The following is a 17168-nucleotide window of genomic DNA, read 5'->3' as shown; positions in this document are numbered from 1 at the left end:
CTCCCCAAGTGGAGACCGACAACAGCGAGTGGACACTGCACATCGCGCTGCTGTCCAGTCCCTGCCTCCGCGTTTGGCTGAGTTCAAGCTCTGCGCATTTGTCAATGTACTCGTTTAAAAACAGCAGGAGAAGCTTTGAGGGCTGTCAATCATCGACAGATATAATCCGAAAACAGTCAATGGTGCTCGTGTAGATTGACTGTCAATCGGACATTCACGCGACGTCCGCTACTCCCATTTAATTGGGTGCCTACAGCTTGTCAATCAACCGTTGCGATAGGTGATATGCATCATTATTGGCCGGATGATCCGCTGGTGGCCGAGGCCACGGCGCGGATCAAGCCGCGCAAGTGAGCCTTTGTCCGGGTTTGATCAGGCCTCGCCGTAGAGGCTTTGCGCAGCACGGCGGCGGTGCTTGATGCTGTGGCAGACCCACACCAGCGTGATCCACAGCGGAATCGCGTAGACCGCCATCCGGTTGACGGGGTCCATCAGCATGACCGCCATGATGAACACCATGAAGGCCAGACAGACATAGTTACCGTAGGGGTACCACAGCGCCTTGAACTGTGGTGTCTGCCGGGTCTCGTTCAGGTGCCGGCGAAATTTGCCGTGGGCCAGGCTGATCATCGCCCAGTTGATCAGCAGCGTCGCCACCACCAGCGAAAGCAGTATTTCGAGGGCCTGCTGCGGAATCACGTAGTTCAGCACCACCGCGACCAAGGTCACCGCAGCCGTTGCAAGGATCGAGCGCACAGGAACCCCGCGCGAGTCGATCTTGACCAGGCTTTGTGGCGCGTCACCCTGCCGGGCCAGACCGAGCAGGATCCGGCTGTTGCAGTAGGTGCCGCTGTTATAGACCGACAACGCCGCGGTAAGGACCACGAAGTTGAGAATGTGCGCGGCGGTATTGCTGTCGAGCATTGACCACACGCGTACGAACGGGCTGCCGCTGTAGGTATCGCCGGAGGCATTGAGTGACGTCAGCAGGCTGTCCCACGGCATCAATGACAACAGCACGACGAGTACGCCGATGTAGAAAATCAGGATGCGGTAGATCACCTGATTGATTGCCTTGGGGATCACGCGACGAGGGTTTTGCGCTTCGGCGGCGGTAAAACCGAGCATTTCCAGCCCGCCAAAGGACAGCATGATAACCGCCATGGACATGGCCAGGCCGGCCATCCCGTGGGGGAAAAAACCGCCGTGCTGCCACAGGTTCCTCAACGATGCCTGCGGCCCTCCGTTACCGCTGACCAGCAGGTAGCTGCCCATGACGATCATCCCGATCACCGCCAACACCTTGATGATGGCGAACCAGAATTCCGCCTCGCCGAACACTTTGACGTTGATCAGGTTGAGTGCATTGATCAGCACAAAAAACACCGCAGCCGATACCCAGATCGGTATCTCGGGCCACCAGTAATGCACGTATTTGCCGACGGCTGTCAGCTCGGACATGCCGACCAGGGTGTACAGCATCCAGCAGTTCCATCCCGACAGGAAGCCGGCGAATGCGCCCCAATACTTGTGGGCGAAATGGCTGAAAGAGCCGGCAACCGGCTCTTCAACGATCATCTCGCCCAGTTGTCGCATGATCATGAAGGCGATGAAGCCGCAAATGGCGTAGCCGAGGATCATCGAGGGCCCGGCAGACTTGAGTGCGCCCGCCGAGCCCAGAAACAACCCCGTGCCGACGGCGCCTCCCAGTGCGATCAATTGGATGTGTCGATTTTTCAGGCTGCGTTGCAGTTGACCTGAGTGCGCATGGAGTCCGCTCATGAGAAAGGGTACTCGCAAGGTTGCTTGAGTGTTTGCAAGACACTTGCGCGGGGCGAGGCGGGCCGATGCAGTGACGCGACGGTGCCAACAGTGGGGGACGGGTAATTCTCCACAGTCATACGGATTCTGTTCCTTCAGATTATTTCTATTTTTATCAATCAGTTAGATCGAGTTTTCAGCTTGGTTGCGCGCGATTTCGTGCGCGTCGCACATAAAAATCTATTGGAAGAAACATATTTCTATCTGTTGAATTTGTAAATGGGGGATGGTATCTAATGCATCGCACAGGGACATGCCAACGATTCCAGGGACTGAGGAGTGATGACGGTGACGGGCTGCAATGCACTAGGGACATTCGATTTTGTGGTCGGCGCCGAGGCCGATCCGGCGGGCTATTTTTCAGCGGCGGCGCAGGACATTCGGGCACAACTGCTGAGTGAAGGCGCGGTGCTCATTCGCGGTGCCACGCCGTGCAGGGATCCCGAGGTGTTTGAACGGGCCATCGGTGCGCTGGGTTTTCACACGCGCGATTACGTCGGCGGCAGCTCTCCACGCTCGACGATCCAGGGCAAGGTCATGGAAGCGACGCGCACCCCGCCCGACTGGTCGGTGATCCTTCATCAGGAAATGGCCTATGTACAACATCCGCCCGAAATCATCGCTTTCGTGTGTGTCGAGCCTGCGGAGCGTGGCGGTGAATCCGTGGTCGGGGACATGCGCAAACTGGAGCAGTTGATTGATCGCGCCACCCTGCAGCAACTGACCGATCGCGGGCTCAAGTTGCGCCGCACGCTGCCCGGCGAGGCGCGGGTGAATCTCAAGCCCGGGGTGAAAAAAAGCTGGCAGGAGACGTTCTCCACTTCCAGCACCGCCGAGGCAGAAGTGCTGTGCCGGGCGCGCGGTTGGGACTTCGAGTGGAGTGGCGGCGACCTGATCCTCTGGCAGGACTGTATCGCCCCGATGCGCCGACACCCGCGCAAAGCGGCGGACATCTGGTGCAATCAGGCGCACTTCTGGGGCGCGGCCGCGATGATCGAATGGGCGCGTATCGACGGTCGTGAACAGGACGCCAGTGATTTGGCCGAGGCGCAGCGCAACACGCCGCAACTGTTGGAGGCCATGTGTTTCGGTGACGGCGAACCACTGCCGCAGGACCTGACTCTGGAGTTGTTCCACACCGTCAGACGTCTGGAACAGGATGTCGATCTGCGGGCGGGCGATATTTTGCTGCTCGACAATTTCCAGTATGCCCACGGCCGGCGCGCCTTTTCCGGCAACAGGACCATCAACGTGATCATCGCCAATTGGGCGAATGATCAGCCACACGCAGCTCAGGGATGAAAAGATGACGATTCAGGAAAGAAACTTCACGTCGGATAGCACGTTTGTACTGACCCCCGGCGTCGATGTCAGTCTCAAGGACTTGATCAGGTATTCCCGGCCCGGGGCAAAGGTGGTCGCTTCGCAAGCCACCCGGCAACGGGTTCAGGCATCGCGAGACGCCCTGGAAAATCTGGTTGCACAAGGCGCGGTGATTTATGGGGTGAACACCGGGATGGGTGGTTTCGTTGACCATCTGGTGCCCATCGACAAAGCCCACGAGCTTCAATCGAACCTGATTCAGGGCGTCTCGACCAACGTTGCCGAGCGGTTCCCGGACAGTGTGGCGCGAGCCACCATGTTTGCGCGGATCGTATCGCTGTCCCGTGGCAACTCGGCACTTTCGCTGGAAAATTTCGACCGCTACATCGCCATTTACAACGCCGGCCTGATCCCGGAAATCCCGAGCAAGGGCTCGTTGGGGACCAGTGGCGACCTGGGGCCGCTGGCGGCGGTTGCGCGGATGCTGACCGGGGACGGTCATGCCTACCTCAACGGTGTCCGGATTCCGGCGGCGCAAGCGCTCGAGCAATTGGGCCTGGCGCCGCTGCACCTGAGTTACAAGGAAGGGCTGGCGCTGATCAATGGCACCTCCTGCATGGTCGCGGTGGCGGCGATGAATGTGGTTGAAGCCCGGGAACTGCTCGAACAATACACGTCGATCTCGGCCTTCTCGTTTGAAGCGCTGCAGGCTCGGGTACGTCCTTTCCATCCGGATGTTCACCAGTTGAAACCGCACCTGGGCCAGCAAAAAATTGCCGAGGCCATCTGGGCCGATCTGCAAGGCTCGGAACTGGCGATTGACGATCTTGAACTCTCTTCGCAATTGAGCGCCCTGCGCACCGACCAGGTACGCCAGGAAGACATGCCCATCGAAGATGCCTATTCCATTCGCTGCACGCCGCAAATCCTCGGGCCGGTGCTGGAGACCATCGAATTTGTCGAGCGCGTGGTCGGCAACGAACTGAACTCGTCCAACGACAACCCGTTGATCACCCCTGAAAACGGCGAGGTTTTTCACAATGGCCATTTTCATGGGCAATACATCGCTTCGGCCATGGACTACCTGACGATATCCATCATCACCCTGTGCAATCTTTCGGATCGGCGGATTGATCGCTTCCTGACCAAAGCCAACAGCAATGGCCTGCCGTCATTCCTGTGCGCGGAAAACGGTGGCCTGCGTTTCGGCCTCATGGGCGGGCAATTCATGTCGGCGTCGCTGACGGCAGAAAACCGTTCGCTGGCCACCCCCGTCTCGATCCAGACCCTGACCACCACCGGCGATTTCCAGGACGTGGTTTCCTTCGGTCTTGTCGCCGCGCGCCGGGTGACCGAAGTGCTGCAGAACACGCGTTACGTCGTCGCGTTTGAGCTGATCTGTGCAGCCCAGGCCGCCGATATCCGTGGCAACGCCAGACTCGGGCCGAAGGGCCGCGCCTGGCATGCGCGGGTGCGTGAACACATTCCATATCTGGATCGGGATGTGGCGTTGACCGCTTACCTGGAAGCGCTCGTTACCCAGGTACTGGGAGGGCACGGCCGATGAGTTCGTCGGGAAAGAGTGACCTGTTGGCAACGTCAATCACTGAGCCGGTCCGGCTGCATGCCAACGAAAATCCGCTGGGTGCATCGGGCCTGGCCCTGCAGCTGTGCGCCTCGATGCCGACGCTGCTCAGCGAATACCCCGAAGTCACTTACAAGTCTCTGCGCCTGGCAATCGGCGAGCGCTGGCGCGTCGATCCCGAGCGCGTCGTGGTGGGCGCCGGTTCGGACGAACTGATCGACATTGCGTTGCGTAGCCTGTTGAAGCCCGGCAGTCGCATCGTGACGCAGCAGCACTGCTTCAAGATGTACAAAATCCGGGCCGCGTTGCTGGGGGCCAACTACAGCGAGATGACCCCGGATGCCAGCGGCGACTATGAGGCGGCATTGCAACTTGCTCTTGAGCAAAAGCCCGACGTCGTGGTCCTGGTCAATCCATCCAATCCATTGGGCGACTATCTGTTGCCCTCGCAGCTGTTATCGCTGGTGGCGCTGATTCCACCCGGCACGACCGTCATCATCGACGAAGCGTACGCAGAGTTTGCGCCGGATCGGGAAAACACGGCTGGCATTCAGATCGTCAACAGCCGGGAAAACGCGATATGCCTGCGCACGTTTTCCAAGGCCTACGGTATTGCCGGCCTGCGCCTTGGCTGGGCTTATGCGAGCGGCGATCAGGTGCCGGCGCTGCAAGCGCGGCGTGCGCCGTACAACGTCAGTTCGTTTTCCGCCCTGGCAGGCGAATACGTCCTGCAGGACGGCGATCATCTGGACAAAACGGCGGCGTATTGTCAGGCGTGGGGGCAGGAGCTCGTGAGCCTGTTCAAGTCTCACGGCATTGAAGCCAGAAGCCGCTGCGTCAACTTTGTTTTCGTCGAATGCGTCACCGCGCCACGCTGCCAGGATTTGCATCAGCATCTGGAGAGGGAAGGTTTCCTGACGTCCCGGTTGACCGACTATGGTCTTGAGACGTGTCTGCGAATCTCCTTCGGCAACCAGGCGCAGATGACCCGGTTGCGCGCTGTACTGAAGCAAAAACTGCAAACCCTGGAACTTGCCTGAGGCCGGCAGGGCAAGATCAGTGAAACCTTGACTGAGGTAAAAATGAGCCAGACGCTGACGTTGTTTCACGCTGAACCCTACTTGAAGCAACTGGACTGCCGAGTTGATCGACTGGAGCGCGACGACGCCGGTCTGCCTTTCGCACTCCTCGGCGAAACCGTGTTCTACCCCCAGGGAGGCGGGCAACTGGGCGATCGGGGGGTATTGAACATTCCGCTCGCGGGGGAGGGTGAGGCACTGCGCACGCTGGAGATCGTCGCGACGAAAAAACGGGACGATCAGATCAGGCATTACCTGAGCATTGACGACGAAACGTTCGCTGAGCTGCAGACGCAGGTGAGCGACCGGCAGGCGACCGCCACGCTGGATTGGTCATTGCGATATCATCAGATGCGGGTTCATTCGGCGATGCATTTGATTCATTGCATGCTCGAGCGGACGCTCGGGCGAGCGATTGCGCATCCGGTTCGTTCGCCGCTGAGCGACGAGGGTGGCGAGAACCAATACGAGTTTGTCGGTGAGTTCGACGAAGACAGTCTGAGGCGCGCAACAGATGCCTTGAACGAGTTTTGCTCTGCAAGTCATGAGATTCGTACGGAAGCGGATACCCGCCAGGGACAGGGATTTCGTTGGTGGCAATGCGAAGACTGGTCAATCCCCTGTGGGGGCGTTCATGTGCGTAATACGCAAGAAATAGGCGTGGTGACTTCCAGTATGAAGATCAAGAAAAACACGACCAGAGTGATTGTCACTTTGTCGGCAGAGGCGGAAGAGCTTGGATAGCAAACGTGCGTTTGGCGCATTTCTCATGCAGTTTCGAATCGACGCGGGGCATCTGAAGATCTCCACGTTTCTCGACGAGGTCAATATTCCGTTCTCGGCCAATTACTACCGCGACGTCGAGGCCGGAAGGAAATACCTGAGTATCGATGCTGCCGTCGAACTGCATGATCACCTTGGCATCGACGCGGCCAGTAAAGCCAGTTTTGATTATTTCTGGCACTACTTCAGGGATTTGTTGCCGGCGGACGTCCACGAAATGTTGTTCGGCAAAGGCGTCGAGGTGACCGATCTCACTTCGCGCCTGGAACTGCGCGAACACGACTCCAGAATCTTGCGCCGGGCCCTGAGCCTGAGTCGCTACGAGCGTGAGTTCATTGTCACCGAAGAGGTGATCGCCGCGTTCGAGGCGCAGTTCGAACTGCTGCCATTGATGACGTATCTCTACATGGTCGACAGTGCCTCAGTGGCGGAGATTCAGCTGGTGTGCCAGCAGATCGGTCTGGCTTATGACCAGGACACTGAAGCGTTCCTGAACCTGGTCTCCAAGCCGCGCGCAACGCCGGATGACCCGTTTGTCCGGCATGCACCCACGTTGAGGATGCCCAGGACGGTGGATGCGTTGAAGTTGAAGGATCAGTTCCTGCGCCATGAAGTGGACCGGTCGCTGCTCAAACCGGAGAAGAGCGAATACTTCGATGTTTCAGGCTCTTTCAAATACAGCTCGATGGTGACACTCAAGGACGCCGAAATAGAACAGATTCAGGACCGTCTGGTGGACCTGTTCTCGGTCATCGAAGTGCATAACAAGTCTGGCCGTCAGCTGGAGGATTCAGGCGCACAGCCTTATTTCTTCGGGCTGGTGGTTTCCGGGCGTCCGGAGTACGACGGGCGCGCGGCCCGCGTCGGTGAAAAAGACGAGGAGTGAACAACTGCCGGGCGCTTCGCCGCTTCTGTGTGGCATGGCCCGGCAAGAACCAACCGTTCACAGGAGTGCGCGGACAGTACAGAAAACGGGGCGCAGAACCGCAACCCGGCCGTCATCAGTCAGAACAGGGATGAGATGAATGAATGCTCCAGTCGTAGAAAAACTGCGTCAGTTGTTCGGCGAACGCTTGAGGCTCGAACAGGGAATCCGGCAACAGTTCTGCCAGGCGCCTCCCGGCATCGAGCTGAGTCCCCCCGATGCGGTAGTGACCGTTCGCAGCGAAGACGAAATCGTTCAGGTCGTGAAGCTTTGCCGTGAGTACGGCGTGGCGCTGATCCCGTCGGGTGCGCGTTCGTCCCTCGAAGGGCAGATCAATGCGCCACAGGGTGGCGTCTGCGTCGACTGCTCGGAAATGAACGCGATTGTCGATGTGAACGTCACCGACATGACCGCCACGGTTCAGCCGGGCGTTACCCGCGAGCAACTCAACAGCCACTTGCGTGAGACCGGACTGTTCTTTTCCGTCGATCCTGGCGCCAACGCTTCCATGGGCGGAATGGCGGCGACCCGTGCATCGGGGACCAACTCGGTGCGCTACGGGACCATGGCCGGGAATGTCAAAGCCGCACGCTGGATCATGGCGGACGGCTCGGTCGCCGCCATTGGTTCCCGCGCGCCCAAATCGGCCATGGGTCTGGATCTGCTGGCGATTGCCATCGGTTCAGAGGGCACTCTGGGCATCTTCAGCGAACTGCAAGTGCGCCTGCATCCGGTGCCCGAGGCCATTGTTGCCGGTGTCTGTTCGTTCGACTCGGTGGATAACGCGGTACAGACGGTGGCCAGTGCCCTGGGCCAAGGACTCTCGATCGCCCGGATCGAGCTGCTGGATGCCACGGCGGTGCGTGCGTGCAATGCCTATTCTGCGGCACTGGGGCTGGTGGAAACGCCGCATCTGTTTCTGGAGTTCCACGGCGACCGGTCGACGGTCGCCAGCAGTGTCGAGCTGTTCAAGGATTGCGCCGGTGAGTACGGCGGGCAGGTCAGGATCTCTGAGCGCCTTGAAGAACGCACGGCCCTGTGGAAAGCCCGACATGACGCCTGGTGGGCCTTTCACGCTTTTTACAAAGGCCGCAAGGGGCTGGCCACCGATGTCTGCGTCCCGCTGTCCTGTCTGAGTGCCTGCATCAGCGCCACGGCCGCCGACATTGCGGCCTCCGGTCTTGATGCGCCGCTTATCGGTCATGTCGGTGACGGTAATTTTCACCTGCTGATCATGCTCGATGAAGGTGAAGACGAAAGTGCGGACATTCAGGCGTTCCTCAGCCGGCTGTCGAGTCGCGCGTTGTCGTTCGGCGGCACCGTCAGCGGCGAGCACGGGGTAGGGCAGGGAAAACTGAAGTGGATGTCGGCGCAACACGGCGCAGCGCTGCAATTCATGAGAGCCATCAAATCGGCCCTGGATCCGGACAACCTGTTCAACCCCGGCAAGATGTATCAATCGTTACGGGTTGACGCTCGATAACGGTCGAATTTTTGTTTTTAAGGATGGATGTGAAAGATATGGATCATATTTTGATAGTGGGCATCAACAAGGTCTCCATCAAGTACGTGTGCGAGGCGATCCGCGGTGCGGGCTTCGAACCGATACTGTCCGTTGATCCCTCGGGTTTTCATGGCGCGGCGAAAAACGTGTTCGAAGGGGTCACCTGCATTCCTGCCTTTACCGACAGAGTCGCGCTGTCCGCTTACCTGAACGCCCATCCCGCACTGGTTGGCGTGATTCGCAGCATCACGACATTCTTTGACGAGTTGTTCCCGGTCGTATCCGCGATTGCCGAAGAATTCGGCTTCAAGGCGCCGCCTGAGGTGTTTGCCCGGCTGTCCTCCAAGGGCTTCGTCGGCCGCTTGATCCCGGAACATGTGCCCGCCGAGACCTGTGTGTCGCTGAGCGATGGCGACGTGGTCATTCCCTGGCTGACACCCGGGCAACAAAACGATGTGGTGCTCAAACCCTCGGTCGGCTCTGGCGCGGTGGCCACCACCCTGCTCTCGATTGCACCGGACGCTGACCCTGGCGCAGTAATCCGCGCCGCCATCCTGAACAGCGGAATCGACGACCCGCAAGACACTGCCTGGATTGTCCAGGCGCATTGCGCGGGTGATCTCGTCAGCCTGGAAGGCTTTGCCCAGGAGGGGCGGGTGGTCTTCCTCGGACTGTCCAGGCGCGACCGAGTGGGATTCACGGAGGTTGCCAACCAGTTCCCGGCCGACGCCCGCATGGCCTTGCCCGTGCGTGCGAAAATCGAGAAGGCGGTCCGCGATCTGATTGCCCGTTCAGGGTTCGACAATGGCTTCTTCCATTGCGAGTTCATTGCGAACGACGCCACGGCTTATCTGATCGATGCCAACATGGGGCGCCTGGGCGGCGCGAGCATCGTTGAACAGATTGCGCTGGCCTACGATCTGGCGCCAGCGACCGTCCTGCAGCACGTGGCGCTGCTGCCACTGGGCTTGCTGGAGGCTGCGCTTCAATACCAGCCGGTCGAATCTTGCCGCCAGACCCTGAGCTACTGGTACTGCCTGGATCACGAAGCCGTCGTGCATGACTGGGAGATTCCGCCGATGGCTTCCATTCACACGCCCATTGCCAACGTCGGCAGCGTGATCCAGCCCATCGGCACGTCCGACTACGCTTGGGTCGGCATGCTCACCGGCTATGCCGATGTCGTCGCGCGCGAGATTGGCCAGGTACGTGTCCTGACCGATCGCGGCCCTAGAAGCCCGGTATTCAAATGATTTACTTCGTCCGGTTTCTTTCGTCCGCGGCCTGGAGCTGTTTTTATCCGTTCATGGCCATTTGGCTCAATGCCTCCGTGGGTCTCAGTACCAGTGCGGCGGGGATCGTTGTCGGGTTCGCGATTGTCTCCAACCGCATCGGCGCATTGGCTTTTCAGGGCATGCTGGACAAGGTCGAGCGACGCCGGGAAATAGCCCTGGCCTTGTTCTGTGTGGCGGTGGCGGCGCTATTGATGCTGGTCACCGCCGCGATGGGCATTACCAACGTGTTGATCTGGGTCGTACTGGTTGTGGTGTTCGGTGTCTCCAATTCGATCGCCACGATCTCGCAGATTTCCTACATCGTGCAGTACTTTCGCGAGGGCGAGCACGAACGCGTGCTCTCTTACGAGAATGTTGCGGCGAACGCAGGGGCCGGGGTCGCGCCGTTCGTGGCGTCGTTGATTCTTGCCGGCACCGGTTACTGGTTTGTCGCCCTGCCGCTGTTGTTGGGCGTGCTGGCCACGGCTTCCACGCGGCTGATTCCGCAGGTCGCGCGTAGTGCAGGCGTGGCGTTTGCCGCGCGTGCTTCCACGCCGGGCGAAACCGAGGCATCGCCCAAGGTGGTGGCGTTCATGGCGATCAACTTTCTGACCATGATCGGCTATGCGCAGTTTTATTACGTGTTCCCTACCTATGCCACCGAGCGCTTTTCCAGTGAACTGGTCGGCGTGCTGTTTCTGGTGGCCAGCGGGATCATCATCTTCAGCCAGGTTTACGTGACCTCATTCGCGCAGCGTGTCTCGCGGTTGTGGCGGGTCATCGTTTCCAACCTGTTGATCGGCGCGGGCTGCCTGCTGTTGATCATTTCGTCACAGGCGCAGGCGATCCTGTTTGTCGTGGTGGTGTTTATCGTGATCGGCGAGATGATCTGCGGCCCGCTGTACCAGGCTCAGGCCGTGAAGATCTGGCGCGGGCGCAGTTCCGTGGCGATGGCCGTGCAGACCTGTGTCTGGGGCGCTGCCGAAGCTACCGCCGCCGTGCTCGGCCTGCTGGCAGTGGCCAACGAGCTGAGCTTCATGTCGTTTCTGTTGGGGTTTGCCGCCTGCGTCATCGCCGCCGTGGGCGCCTGGGTATCGATTGCGCTCAAACGCCCGTTGATCGGCATCGACGTGGAACAGCGCTCAGTCCCGGTTGCCTGATGGCTCGGTGCGGCAGGCAGCGGTCTTGGCGGTCAACTGTTCGCGACAATAGTCGGCGAACAGCTGTGCCGGTTTGGTCAGTTGCCCGCGCTTGAGCCACGCGGCGACCAGACCTGAGCCGGTGACGTCTTCGACGATGTCCACGCACACCACTTTCTTGCCGTCATAGGTGCATTCCGAGTGGGGCCGGGTCACCAGGATCGAGAAACCGAAACCCTGACCGACCATGCCCCTGACCATCTCGATCGACGGCGAGCTGAACTCGATGCGCGGGGTCAGGCCCAGTTCCTCGAACAGGCTGACGAAGTAGGTTCGGCTTGGCTGCACGTCGAGCAGAATCATCGGCTCCAGACACAGATCGCGCAGCGACACTTGCTTGTACTGGGCGAAACGGTGGTCGGCCGGCAATAGCGCATACGGCCGTTGCGCCGGCATCAGCGGCTCGGTCTGGATGGTGGCATCGAGTTCGTGTTCATAGAGGATCACCAGGTCGAAACTGCCCGAGGTCAGGCCTTGCACCAGTTCCTGTTGCTCGCCGTCGCGGATGCGGATTTTCACGCCCGGATACAGCGCGGAAAACCCGGCGATCAATTGCGGCAGGTACAACGGCGCGACGGTTTCGAAGCAGCCGATGTCGATCTGTCCGGCGACGATGTCGTTATCGGCGAGGGCGTTCTGCTCGAACTCCCGAGCCATGCGCAACAGCTCCTGCGCCTTGCGAAAGAACCGTGCACCGCTCGGCGTCAGGGATACGCCCTGAGCGTGATGGCGAATCAGCAGCTGCACCGCGAAGCTGTCTTCCAGACCTTTGATCGCCGTAGAGATCGCCGGTTGTGCGATGTACAGCTTGCGCGAGGCTTCGGCAACGCTGCCGCATTCGACGGTGGTGATGAAGTATTTCAACTGACGCAAATTGTAGGCGGCCACGGCAAACCTCAGGACGAGCGGACTCGACTTCCAAGCAATTTGTGCGCCGCCGCGTCCGCTGCGCGACGTTGTTCTTATCCTTGAACCTTAGTCATCCACAGCGGTTTTGGGGAAACCGATTGAGCAGTTTTTTCATTGCCTGCGAAGACATTTTTACTAATTTTCGCCCGTCCGGGCCTGCGCCACCATCGACTGCACAATAACGTCCAAGGAGCATTCGACGTGTTCGAACTTGCAGAGTGGCAGCGCCAGGCCGGTGCCTTGAAGTTTCCCGATCGAGCCGTGATCAACGGCCAGCACTGCGCCGCGCAATCGGGGCAGACGTTCGCCGCGATCAACCCCGCCACCGGCCAGTTGCTGGCCAATGTCGCGGCCTGTGGCGGGGCGGATGTGGACGCGGCGGTACGTAACGCGCGACATGTGTTCGAGGCCGGCATCTGGGCGCAACGCCCGCCCGCCGAGCGCAAGCAAGTGCTGCTGCGCCTGGCCGAGCTGTTGATGGAGCATCGTCAGGAGCTGGCCCTGCTCGACTCGCTGAACATGGGCAAACCGGTGATGGACGCCTACAACATTGATGTGCCGGGCGCCGCCGGGGTGTTTCGCTGGTACGCCGAAAGCATCGACAAACTCTACGACCAGATCGCTCCCGGCGCCGTCAATGTGCTGGCGACCATTACCCGTGAAGCACTGGGTGTGGTGGCAGCGGTGGTGCCGTGGAATTTCCCGTTGGACATGGCCGCGTGGAAGCTTGCGCCAGCGCTGGCGGCGGGTAACTCAGTGATCCTCAAACCGGCCGAACAATCACCGTTTTCCGCGTTGCGTCTGGCCGAGCTGGCACTGGAAGCGGGCCTGCCACCGGGCGTGCTCAACGTGTTGCCGGGGCTTGGCGAGCAGACCGGCAAAGCCTTGGGCCTGCACGCGGATGTCGATTGTCTGGTGTTCACCGGCTCGACGCAGGTCGGCAAATATTTCATGCAGTACTCGGCGCAATCCAACCTCAAACAAGTGTGGCTGGAGTGCGGTGGCAAGAGTGCCAATCTGGTGTTCGCCGATTGCCGGGATCTGGACCTGGCGGCGGAAAAAGCCGCTTTCGGGATCTTCTTCAATCAGGGCGAAGTGTGTTCGGCCAACTCGCGACTGTTGGTCGAGCGTTCGATCCATGATGCGTTTGTCGAACGCCTCAAAGCCCAGGCCGAGCGCTGGTTGCCGGGTGACCCGCTCGACCCGCAAAGTCGTGCCGGAGCGATCGTCGATCACCGGCAGACGGCGAGCATCATGCGCGCCATCCGCGAGGCCGGGCAGGCGGGTGCGAGCCTGGTGTGTGGCGGTCAGCAACGGCGCTTCAACGGCTCGGACAACTTCATCGAGCCGACGATCTTCACCGGCGTGAGTGCCGACATGGCGTTGTTTCGCGAAGAGGTGTTCGGCCCTGTGCTGGCGGTGGTGCCGTTCGATGATGAAGACGCGGCGGTGCGCCTGGCCAACGACAGTGTGTACGGGCTGGCGGCGTCGCTGTGGACCGATGATCTGCATCGCGCACACCGCGTGGCGCGAAGGCTGCGGGCGGGCACGGTATCGGTCAATACCGTCGATGCGCTGGACGTGACCGTGCCGTTCGGCGGCGGCAGGCAATCGGGCTTCGGCCGCGACCTGTCGCTGCACTCGTTCGACAAATACACCCAGTTGAAAACCACCTGGTTTCAGTTGCGCTGAGACCGCGTAGACCCTATCGCTGGCAAGCCAGCTCCCACAGGTTTTGTGGTGTCCACCCATTCCGGGTACACCAACGATTACTGTGGGAGCTGGCTTGCCAGCGATGGCATTCTCCCAGGCAGTGAAAATTCCTGGCTTGCACCGACCGTGAGCATCCCCGCCAACCCCGCGCTTTTGCGGTGCACGCTAAGCAGTTTTTTCATCATTTGCTGCCAACAATTTCCTGATTTTCCTCAGCCCGCACATGGGCCACCATCGATCTTGCCAGCCCGGTGGTTCACGCCAGCGTCCAGCAGAGACCGCAGTGTGGATTCACATCATTGGTGCTGGCCGTACTGCCCATGACAAAACTAAATCAACAGCGTCGGGAGTGCTCCATGATCAAGTCCTTGTGTCTCCGTCTCACCCATCCACTGGCGATCACCGCCCTGGCGGCCACGGTCGCGACCGGCGCGCAGGCCGGCACCTTGTCCATCGGCCATACCACCTGGGTGGGTTATGGCACGCTGTATCTGGCTCAGGACCTGGGCTACTTCAAGGAAAACGGCCTGACCGTCGAATTGCCGGTGGTCGAAGAAGCTTCGATGTACATGGCCGCACAGGCTTCCGGACAACTCTCCGGTTCGGCCTCGACCATCGACGAAGTGCTCAAGTACCGGCCGCAGTTCTGCTTCAAAGCCGTGGCGGCGCTGGATGACAGCCATGGTGGCGACGGCGTGCTGGTGGGCAAGGACGTGAAGTCGTTGCAGGAACTCAAGGGCCAGGCCGTGGCCGTCAACGAAGGTTCGACCTCGCAGTTCTGGCTCTCCTATCTGCTGAAAAAGAACGGCATGAAAATGAGCGACATCACCGTGCAGAACATGACTGCCGACGATGCTGCCACCGCGTTCATTGCCGGTCGCGTGCCGGCCGCCGTGACTTGGGAACCGCACCTGTCGATGGTGCGCGACAAGCAGCAGGGCAAAGTGCTGATCGACAGCAGCAGCACGCCCGGGGTGATTGTCGATGTCGTGGCGCTCAACTGCACGGTGATCGAGAAGCAGCCCGAAGACGTCAAGGCGCTGGTCGCCGGTCTCTACAAAGCGGTGCAATACACCAAGGACCATCCACAGCAAGCCTACGAAATCATGGCCAAGGGCGTCGGCGGTTATCTGTCCGATCCGAAGGAACTGGCTGCTGCAGCGCAAGGCGTGCGTTTCTACGATCAGGCCATGAGCGAGAAGCTGCTGGGCAAACCGGGCGCGCCGGGTGACAGCGCACCGCTGATTAAACTGGCCAACGAAACCGCCAGCGAATTGCAGGGCAAGCCCTATAACGTCAGTAACGACGATCTGGTGGATAACCGTTTCGTCAGCCCGCTCTAGGAGACTGGTCATGTTCAAGCGCAATTCATGGCTGAGTCGCTGCATCACACCGAAGACCGGCTTGCCGGTGCCGGTGGTATGGAGCGCCAGTGGTCTGGCCTGGGTGTTGCTGGTCGGGCTGTGGGCCGGGCTGTCCTACGGCGGCATCGTCCCGGGGATGTTTCTGCCGACGCCCGGCGCGGTGGTTGAAGCCGCCGTGCGCCTGAGCCGCGACGGCACCCTTGGCACCCATGTGTGGGCCAGTGTCGAAGTGGTGATGGTCGGGTTCATCGTCTCGTCGCTGGTGGCGGTGCCGCTGGGGTTGCTGATGGGCAGCTTTCGCATCGTCCAGGCGTTTCTCGAACCGCTGGTCAACTTCATCCGTTACCTGCCGGTGACCTCGTTCGTGCCACTGTTCATCCTGTGGATTGGCATCGGTCTGGAACAGCGGGTATCGGTGATCATCTTCGGCGTGTTCTTCCAGCAACTGGTGATGATCGCGGATGTGTCCAAGGGCATCTCCAAGGACCTGATCAACGCCTCTTACACGCTCGGTTCCAACCGCCGCGACGCGGTGCTGCATGTGATCGCCCCGGCCTCGGTGCCCGGCGTGCTCGACACCTTGCGCGTGACCATGGGCTGGGCCTGGACCTATCTGGTGGTGGCCGAACTGGTCGCTGCGTCGAGCGGCCTCGGTTACCTGAGCCTGAAAGCCATGCGCGGTTTTCAGGTCGACGTGATTTTCCTCGCCATCGCGATCATCGGCCTGCTGGGGCTGGTCACCGATCAACTGTTCCGCTTTCTCCGCCTGAGGGTTGCCGCATGGGCTCAGTAACTGCCGCCAATCATCGCTTTACCGAATCGCGCGCTGCGGCGCCGCAAGCCGCCCCGCGCCTGCAAGTGGACAAGGTCAGCCTGCGCTACAAAAAGCCTGATGGCGGTACGTTCACGGCGCTGGAACAGGTGTCGTTCGAGGTGCCGGATCAGCAGTTCGCGGTGCTGGTCGGGCCGTCAGGTTGCGGCAAATCGAGCCTGTTGTACCTGACCGCCGGCCTCGCCGAGCCAACCTCAGGCGAGATCTACGTCGGCGGCCAGCAAGTGCAGGGCCCCGGTGCCGATCGCGGCATGGTGTTCCAGAGCTACACACTGTTTCCGTGGCTGACGGTGCGGCAGAACGTCGAGTTCGGCCTCAAGCGGCGCGGCATGCCGGCGGCGCGGCGTAAGGAAATTGTCGATTACTACGTCAACGAAGTCGGGCTTGCCGGGTTTGCTGACAATTACGCCAAGCAACTCTCGGGCGGGATGATGCAGCGTGTGGCGATTGCCCGGGCGCTGGCCAACGACCCGCAGATTCTGCTGATGGACGAACCGTTCGGCGCCCTCGACAGCCAGACCCGTTTGCAGATGCAGCAGTTATTGTTGCGGGTCTGGGGCAACAGCAAGAAGACTGTGTTGTTCGTCACCCACGATATCGACGAGGCGATCCTGCTGGGCGACCGGGTCTATGTCATGGGCGCCAAACCGGGGCGAATCAAGCAGATCCTCGACGTGCCGATCGAGCGTCCGCGCTCACTGGACATGGTAATGGAGCGCTCGTTTATCGACATGAAACGGGAGATTTTCGGGTTGTTGCATGACGACCTGGAAGAAGTTCATTGATCGCATGAGTCCCCTGTAGGAGCTGCCGCAGGCTGCGATCTTTTGATCTTATCCTTAAAAAAGTCAAAAGAT

At 60.2% G+C, this 17168-nt stretch carries 14 protein-coding genes; 12 read left to right on the top strand and 2 right to left on the bottom strand.

Translation table 11 applies throughout. The annotated features are described in order from the left end of the window. Positions 1–372: 372 nt before the first annotated feature. Positions 373–1782 carry an amino acid permease gene (locus L6D63_RS11210; protein WP_131671557.1) on the bottom strand — a complete coding sequence of 470 codons (1410 nt, stop codon included), beginning with the start codon at positions 1780–1782 and terminating at the stop codon, positions 373–375. A gap of 327 nt (positions 1783–2109) precedes the next feature. Between L6D63_RS11210 and L6D63_RS11205 the strand changes: the two genes are divergently transcribed. The 8 genes from L6D63_RS11205 to L6D63_RS11170 all read left to right on the top strand — a co-directional run bounded on the left by L6D63_RS11205 (position 2110) and on the right by L6D63_RS11170 (position 11454). After that, entirely contained in the window at positions 2110–3123 is a 1014-nt protein-coding gene (locus L6D63_RS11205; RefSeq protein WP_095669282.1) for a TauD/TfdA family dioxygenase, read from the top strand. Positions 3124–3127: 4 nt separating this feature from the next. Continuing rightward, positions 3128–4711 carry a phenylalanine aminomutase (D-beta-phenylalanine forming) gene (locus L6D63_RS11200; protein ID WP_095668240.1) on the top strand — a complete coding sequence of 528 codons (1584 nt, stop codon included), beginning with the start codon at positions 3128–3130 and terminating at the stop codon, positions 4709–4711. A gap of 113 nt (positions 4712–4824) precedes the next feature. Continuing rightward, positions 4825–5769: a pyridoxal phosphate-dependent aminotransferase gene (locus tag L6D63_RS11195; protein WP_236170330.1), complete on the top strand. Its 945-nt coding sequence runs from the start codon at positions 4825–4827 to the stop codon at positions 5767–5769. 42 nt (positions 5770–5811) lie between these two features. Next, on the top strand, positions 5812–6552 hold the full coding sequence (locus L6D63_RS11190) for an alanyl-tRNA editing protein (protein ID WP_131671558.1): 741 nt from the start codon (positions 5812–5814) through the stop codon (positions 6550–6552). 25 nt (positions 6553–6577) lie between these two features. Then, complete coding sequence (locus tag L6D63_RS11185) at positions 6578–7477, top strand: hypothetical protein (RefSeq protein ID WP_236170329.1); 900 nt, start codon at positions 6578–6580, stop codon at positions 7475–7477. 139 nt (positions 7478–7616) lie between these two features. Continuing rightward, positions 7617–8999 (top strand): FAD-binding oxidoreductase, encoded by a 1383-nt coding sequence (locus L6D63_RS11180; RefSeq protein ID WP_131671560.1) that lies wholly within the window; start codon positions 7617–7619, stop codon positions 8997–8999. Between the two features lie 38 nt (positions 9000–9037). Continuing rightward, positions 9038–10273, top strand: coding sequence for an ATP-grasp domain-containing protein (locus tag L6D63_RS11175; RefSeq protein WP_121187347.1), 1236 nt, complete (start codon positions 9038–9040; stop codon positions 10271–10273). Continuing rightward, positions 10270–11454, top strand: a complete 1185-nt coding sequence (locus L6D63_RS11170; protein WP_131671561.1) for an MFS transporter — start codon at positions 10270–10272, stop codon at positions 11452–11454. Before L6D63_RS11175 ends, L6D63_RS11170 begins: the two co-directional genes overlap by 4 nt. On the opposite strand, the gene L6D63_RS11165 is transcribed toward L6D63_RS11170, so the two are convergent. Then, positions 11437–12381, bottom strand: coding sequence for a LysR family transcriptional regulator (locus tag L6D63_RS11165; RefSeq protein WP_041065104.1), 945 nt, complete (start codon positions 12379–12381; stop codon positions 11437–11439). The two genes, L6D63_RS11170 and L6D63_RS11165, sit on opposite strands and share 18 nt — an antisense overlap. Before the next feature lie 222 nt (positions 12382–12603). Between L6D63_RS11165 and L6D63_RS11160 the strand changes: the two genes are divergently transcribed. From L6D63_RS11160 to L6D63_RS11145, 4 genes are all read left to right on the top strand, one after another. Then, positions 12604–14094, top strand: coding sequence for an aldehyde dehydrogenase (locus tag L6D63_RS11160; RefSeq protein ID WP_131671562.1), 1491 nt, complete (start codon positions 12604–12606; stop codon positions 14092–14094). A 377-nt stretch (positions 14095–14471) separates the two neighbouring features. Next, positions 14472–15458, top strand: a complete 987-nt coding sequence (locus L6D63_RS11155) for an ABC transporter substrate-binding protein (protein WP_047296750.1) — start codon at positions 14472–14474, stop codon at positions 15456–15458. A gap of 10 nt (positions 15459–15468) precedes the next feature. Next, positions 15469–16272, top strand: coding sequence for an ABC transporter permease (locus tag L6D63_RS11150; protein ID WP_041065113.1), 804 nt, complete (start codon positions 15469–15471; stop codon positions 16270–16272). Then, entirely contained in the window at positions 16260–17096 is an 837-nt protein-coding gene (locus L6D63_RS11145) for an ABC transporter ATP-binding protein (protein WP_041065116.1), read from the top strand. The genes L6D63_RS11150 and L6D63_RS11145 overlap by 13 nt, the downstream gene beginning before the upstream one ends. Positions 17097–17168: the final 72 nt, after the last annotated feature.

Origin of the sequence: Pseudomonas parakoreensis, from assembly GCF_021602155.1 — a bacterium.
Taxonomy (GTDB): Bacteria; Pseudomonadota; Gammaproteobacteria; order Pseudomonadales; family Pseudomonadaceae; genus Aquipseudomonas; species Aquipseudomonas parakoreensis.
Note: the sequence above shows the minus strand (reverse complement) of the source record. Positions and strands in the feature narration are given on the sequence as shown.

Coding starts and splice junctions, on each gene's coding strand:
- L6D63_RS11145 (WP_041065116.1), top strand. CDS start 16,260: ATGGGCTCAGTAACTGCCGCCAATCATCGCTTTACCGAATCGCGCGCT.
- L6D63_RS11210 (WP_131671557.1), bottom strand. CDS start 1,782: ATGAGCGGACTCCATGCGCACTCAGGTCAACTGCAACGCAGCCTGAAA.
- L6D63_RS11170 (WP_131671561.1), top strand. CDS start 10,270: ATGATTTACTTCGTCCGGTTTCTTTCGTCCGCGGCCTGGAGCTGTTTT.
- L6D63_RS11200 (WP_095668240.1), top strand. CDS start 3,128: ATGACGATTCAGGAAAGAAACTTCACGTCGGATAGCACGTTTGTACTG.
- L6D63_RS11195 (WP_236170330.1), top strand. CDS start 4,825: ATGCCGACGCTGCTCAGCGAATACCCCGAAGTCACTTACAAGTCTCTG.
- L6D63_RS11175 (WP_121187347.1), top strand. CDS start 9,038: ATGGATCATATTTTGATAGTGGGCATCAACAAGGTCTCCATCAAGTAC.
- L6D63_RS11180 (WP_131671560.1), top strand. CDS start 7,617: ATGAATGCTCCAGTCGTAGAAAAACTGCGTCAGTTGTTCGGCGAACGC.
- L6D63_RS11190 (WP_131671558.1), top strand. CDS start 5,812: ATGAGCCAGACGCTGACGTTGTTTCACGCTGAACCCTACTTGAAGCAA.
- L6D63_RS11185 (WP_236170329.1), top strand. CDS start 6,578: ATGCAGTTTCGAATCGACGCGGGGCATCTGAAGATCTCCACGTTTCTC.
- L6D63_RS11150 (WP_041065113.1), top strand. CDS start 15,469: ATGTTCAAGCGCAATTCATGGCTGAGTCGCTGCATCACACCGAAGACC.
- L6D63_RS11155 (WP_047296750.1), top strand. CDS start 14,472: ATGATCAAGTCCTTGTGTCTCCGTCTCACCCATCCACTGGCGATCACC.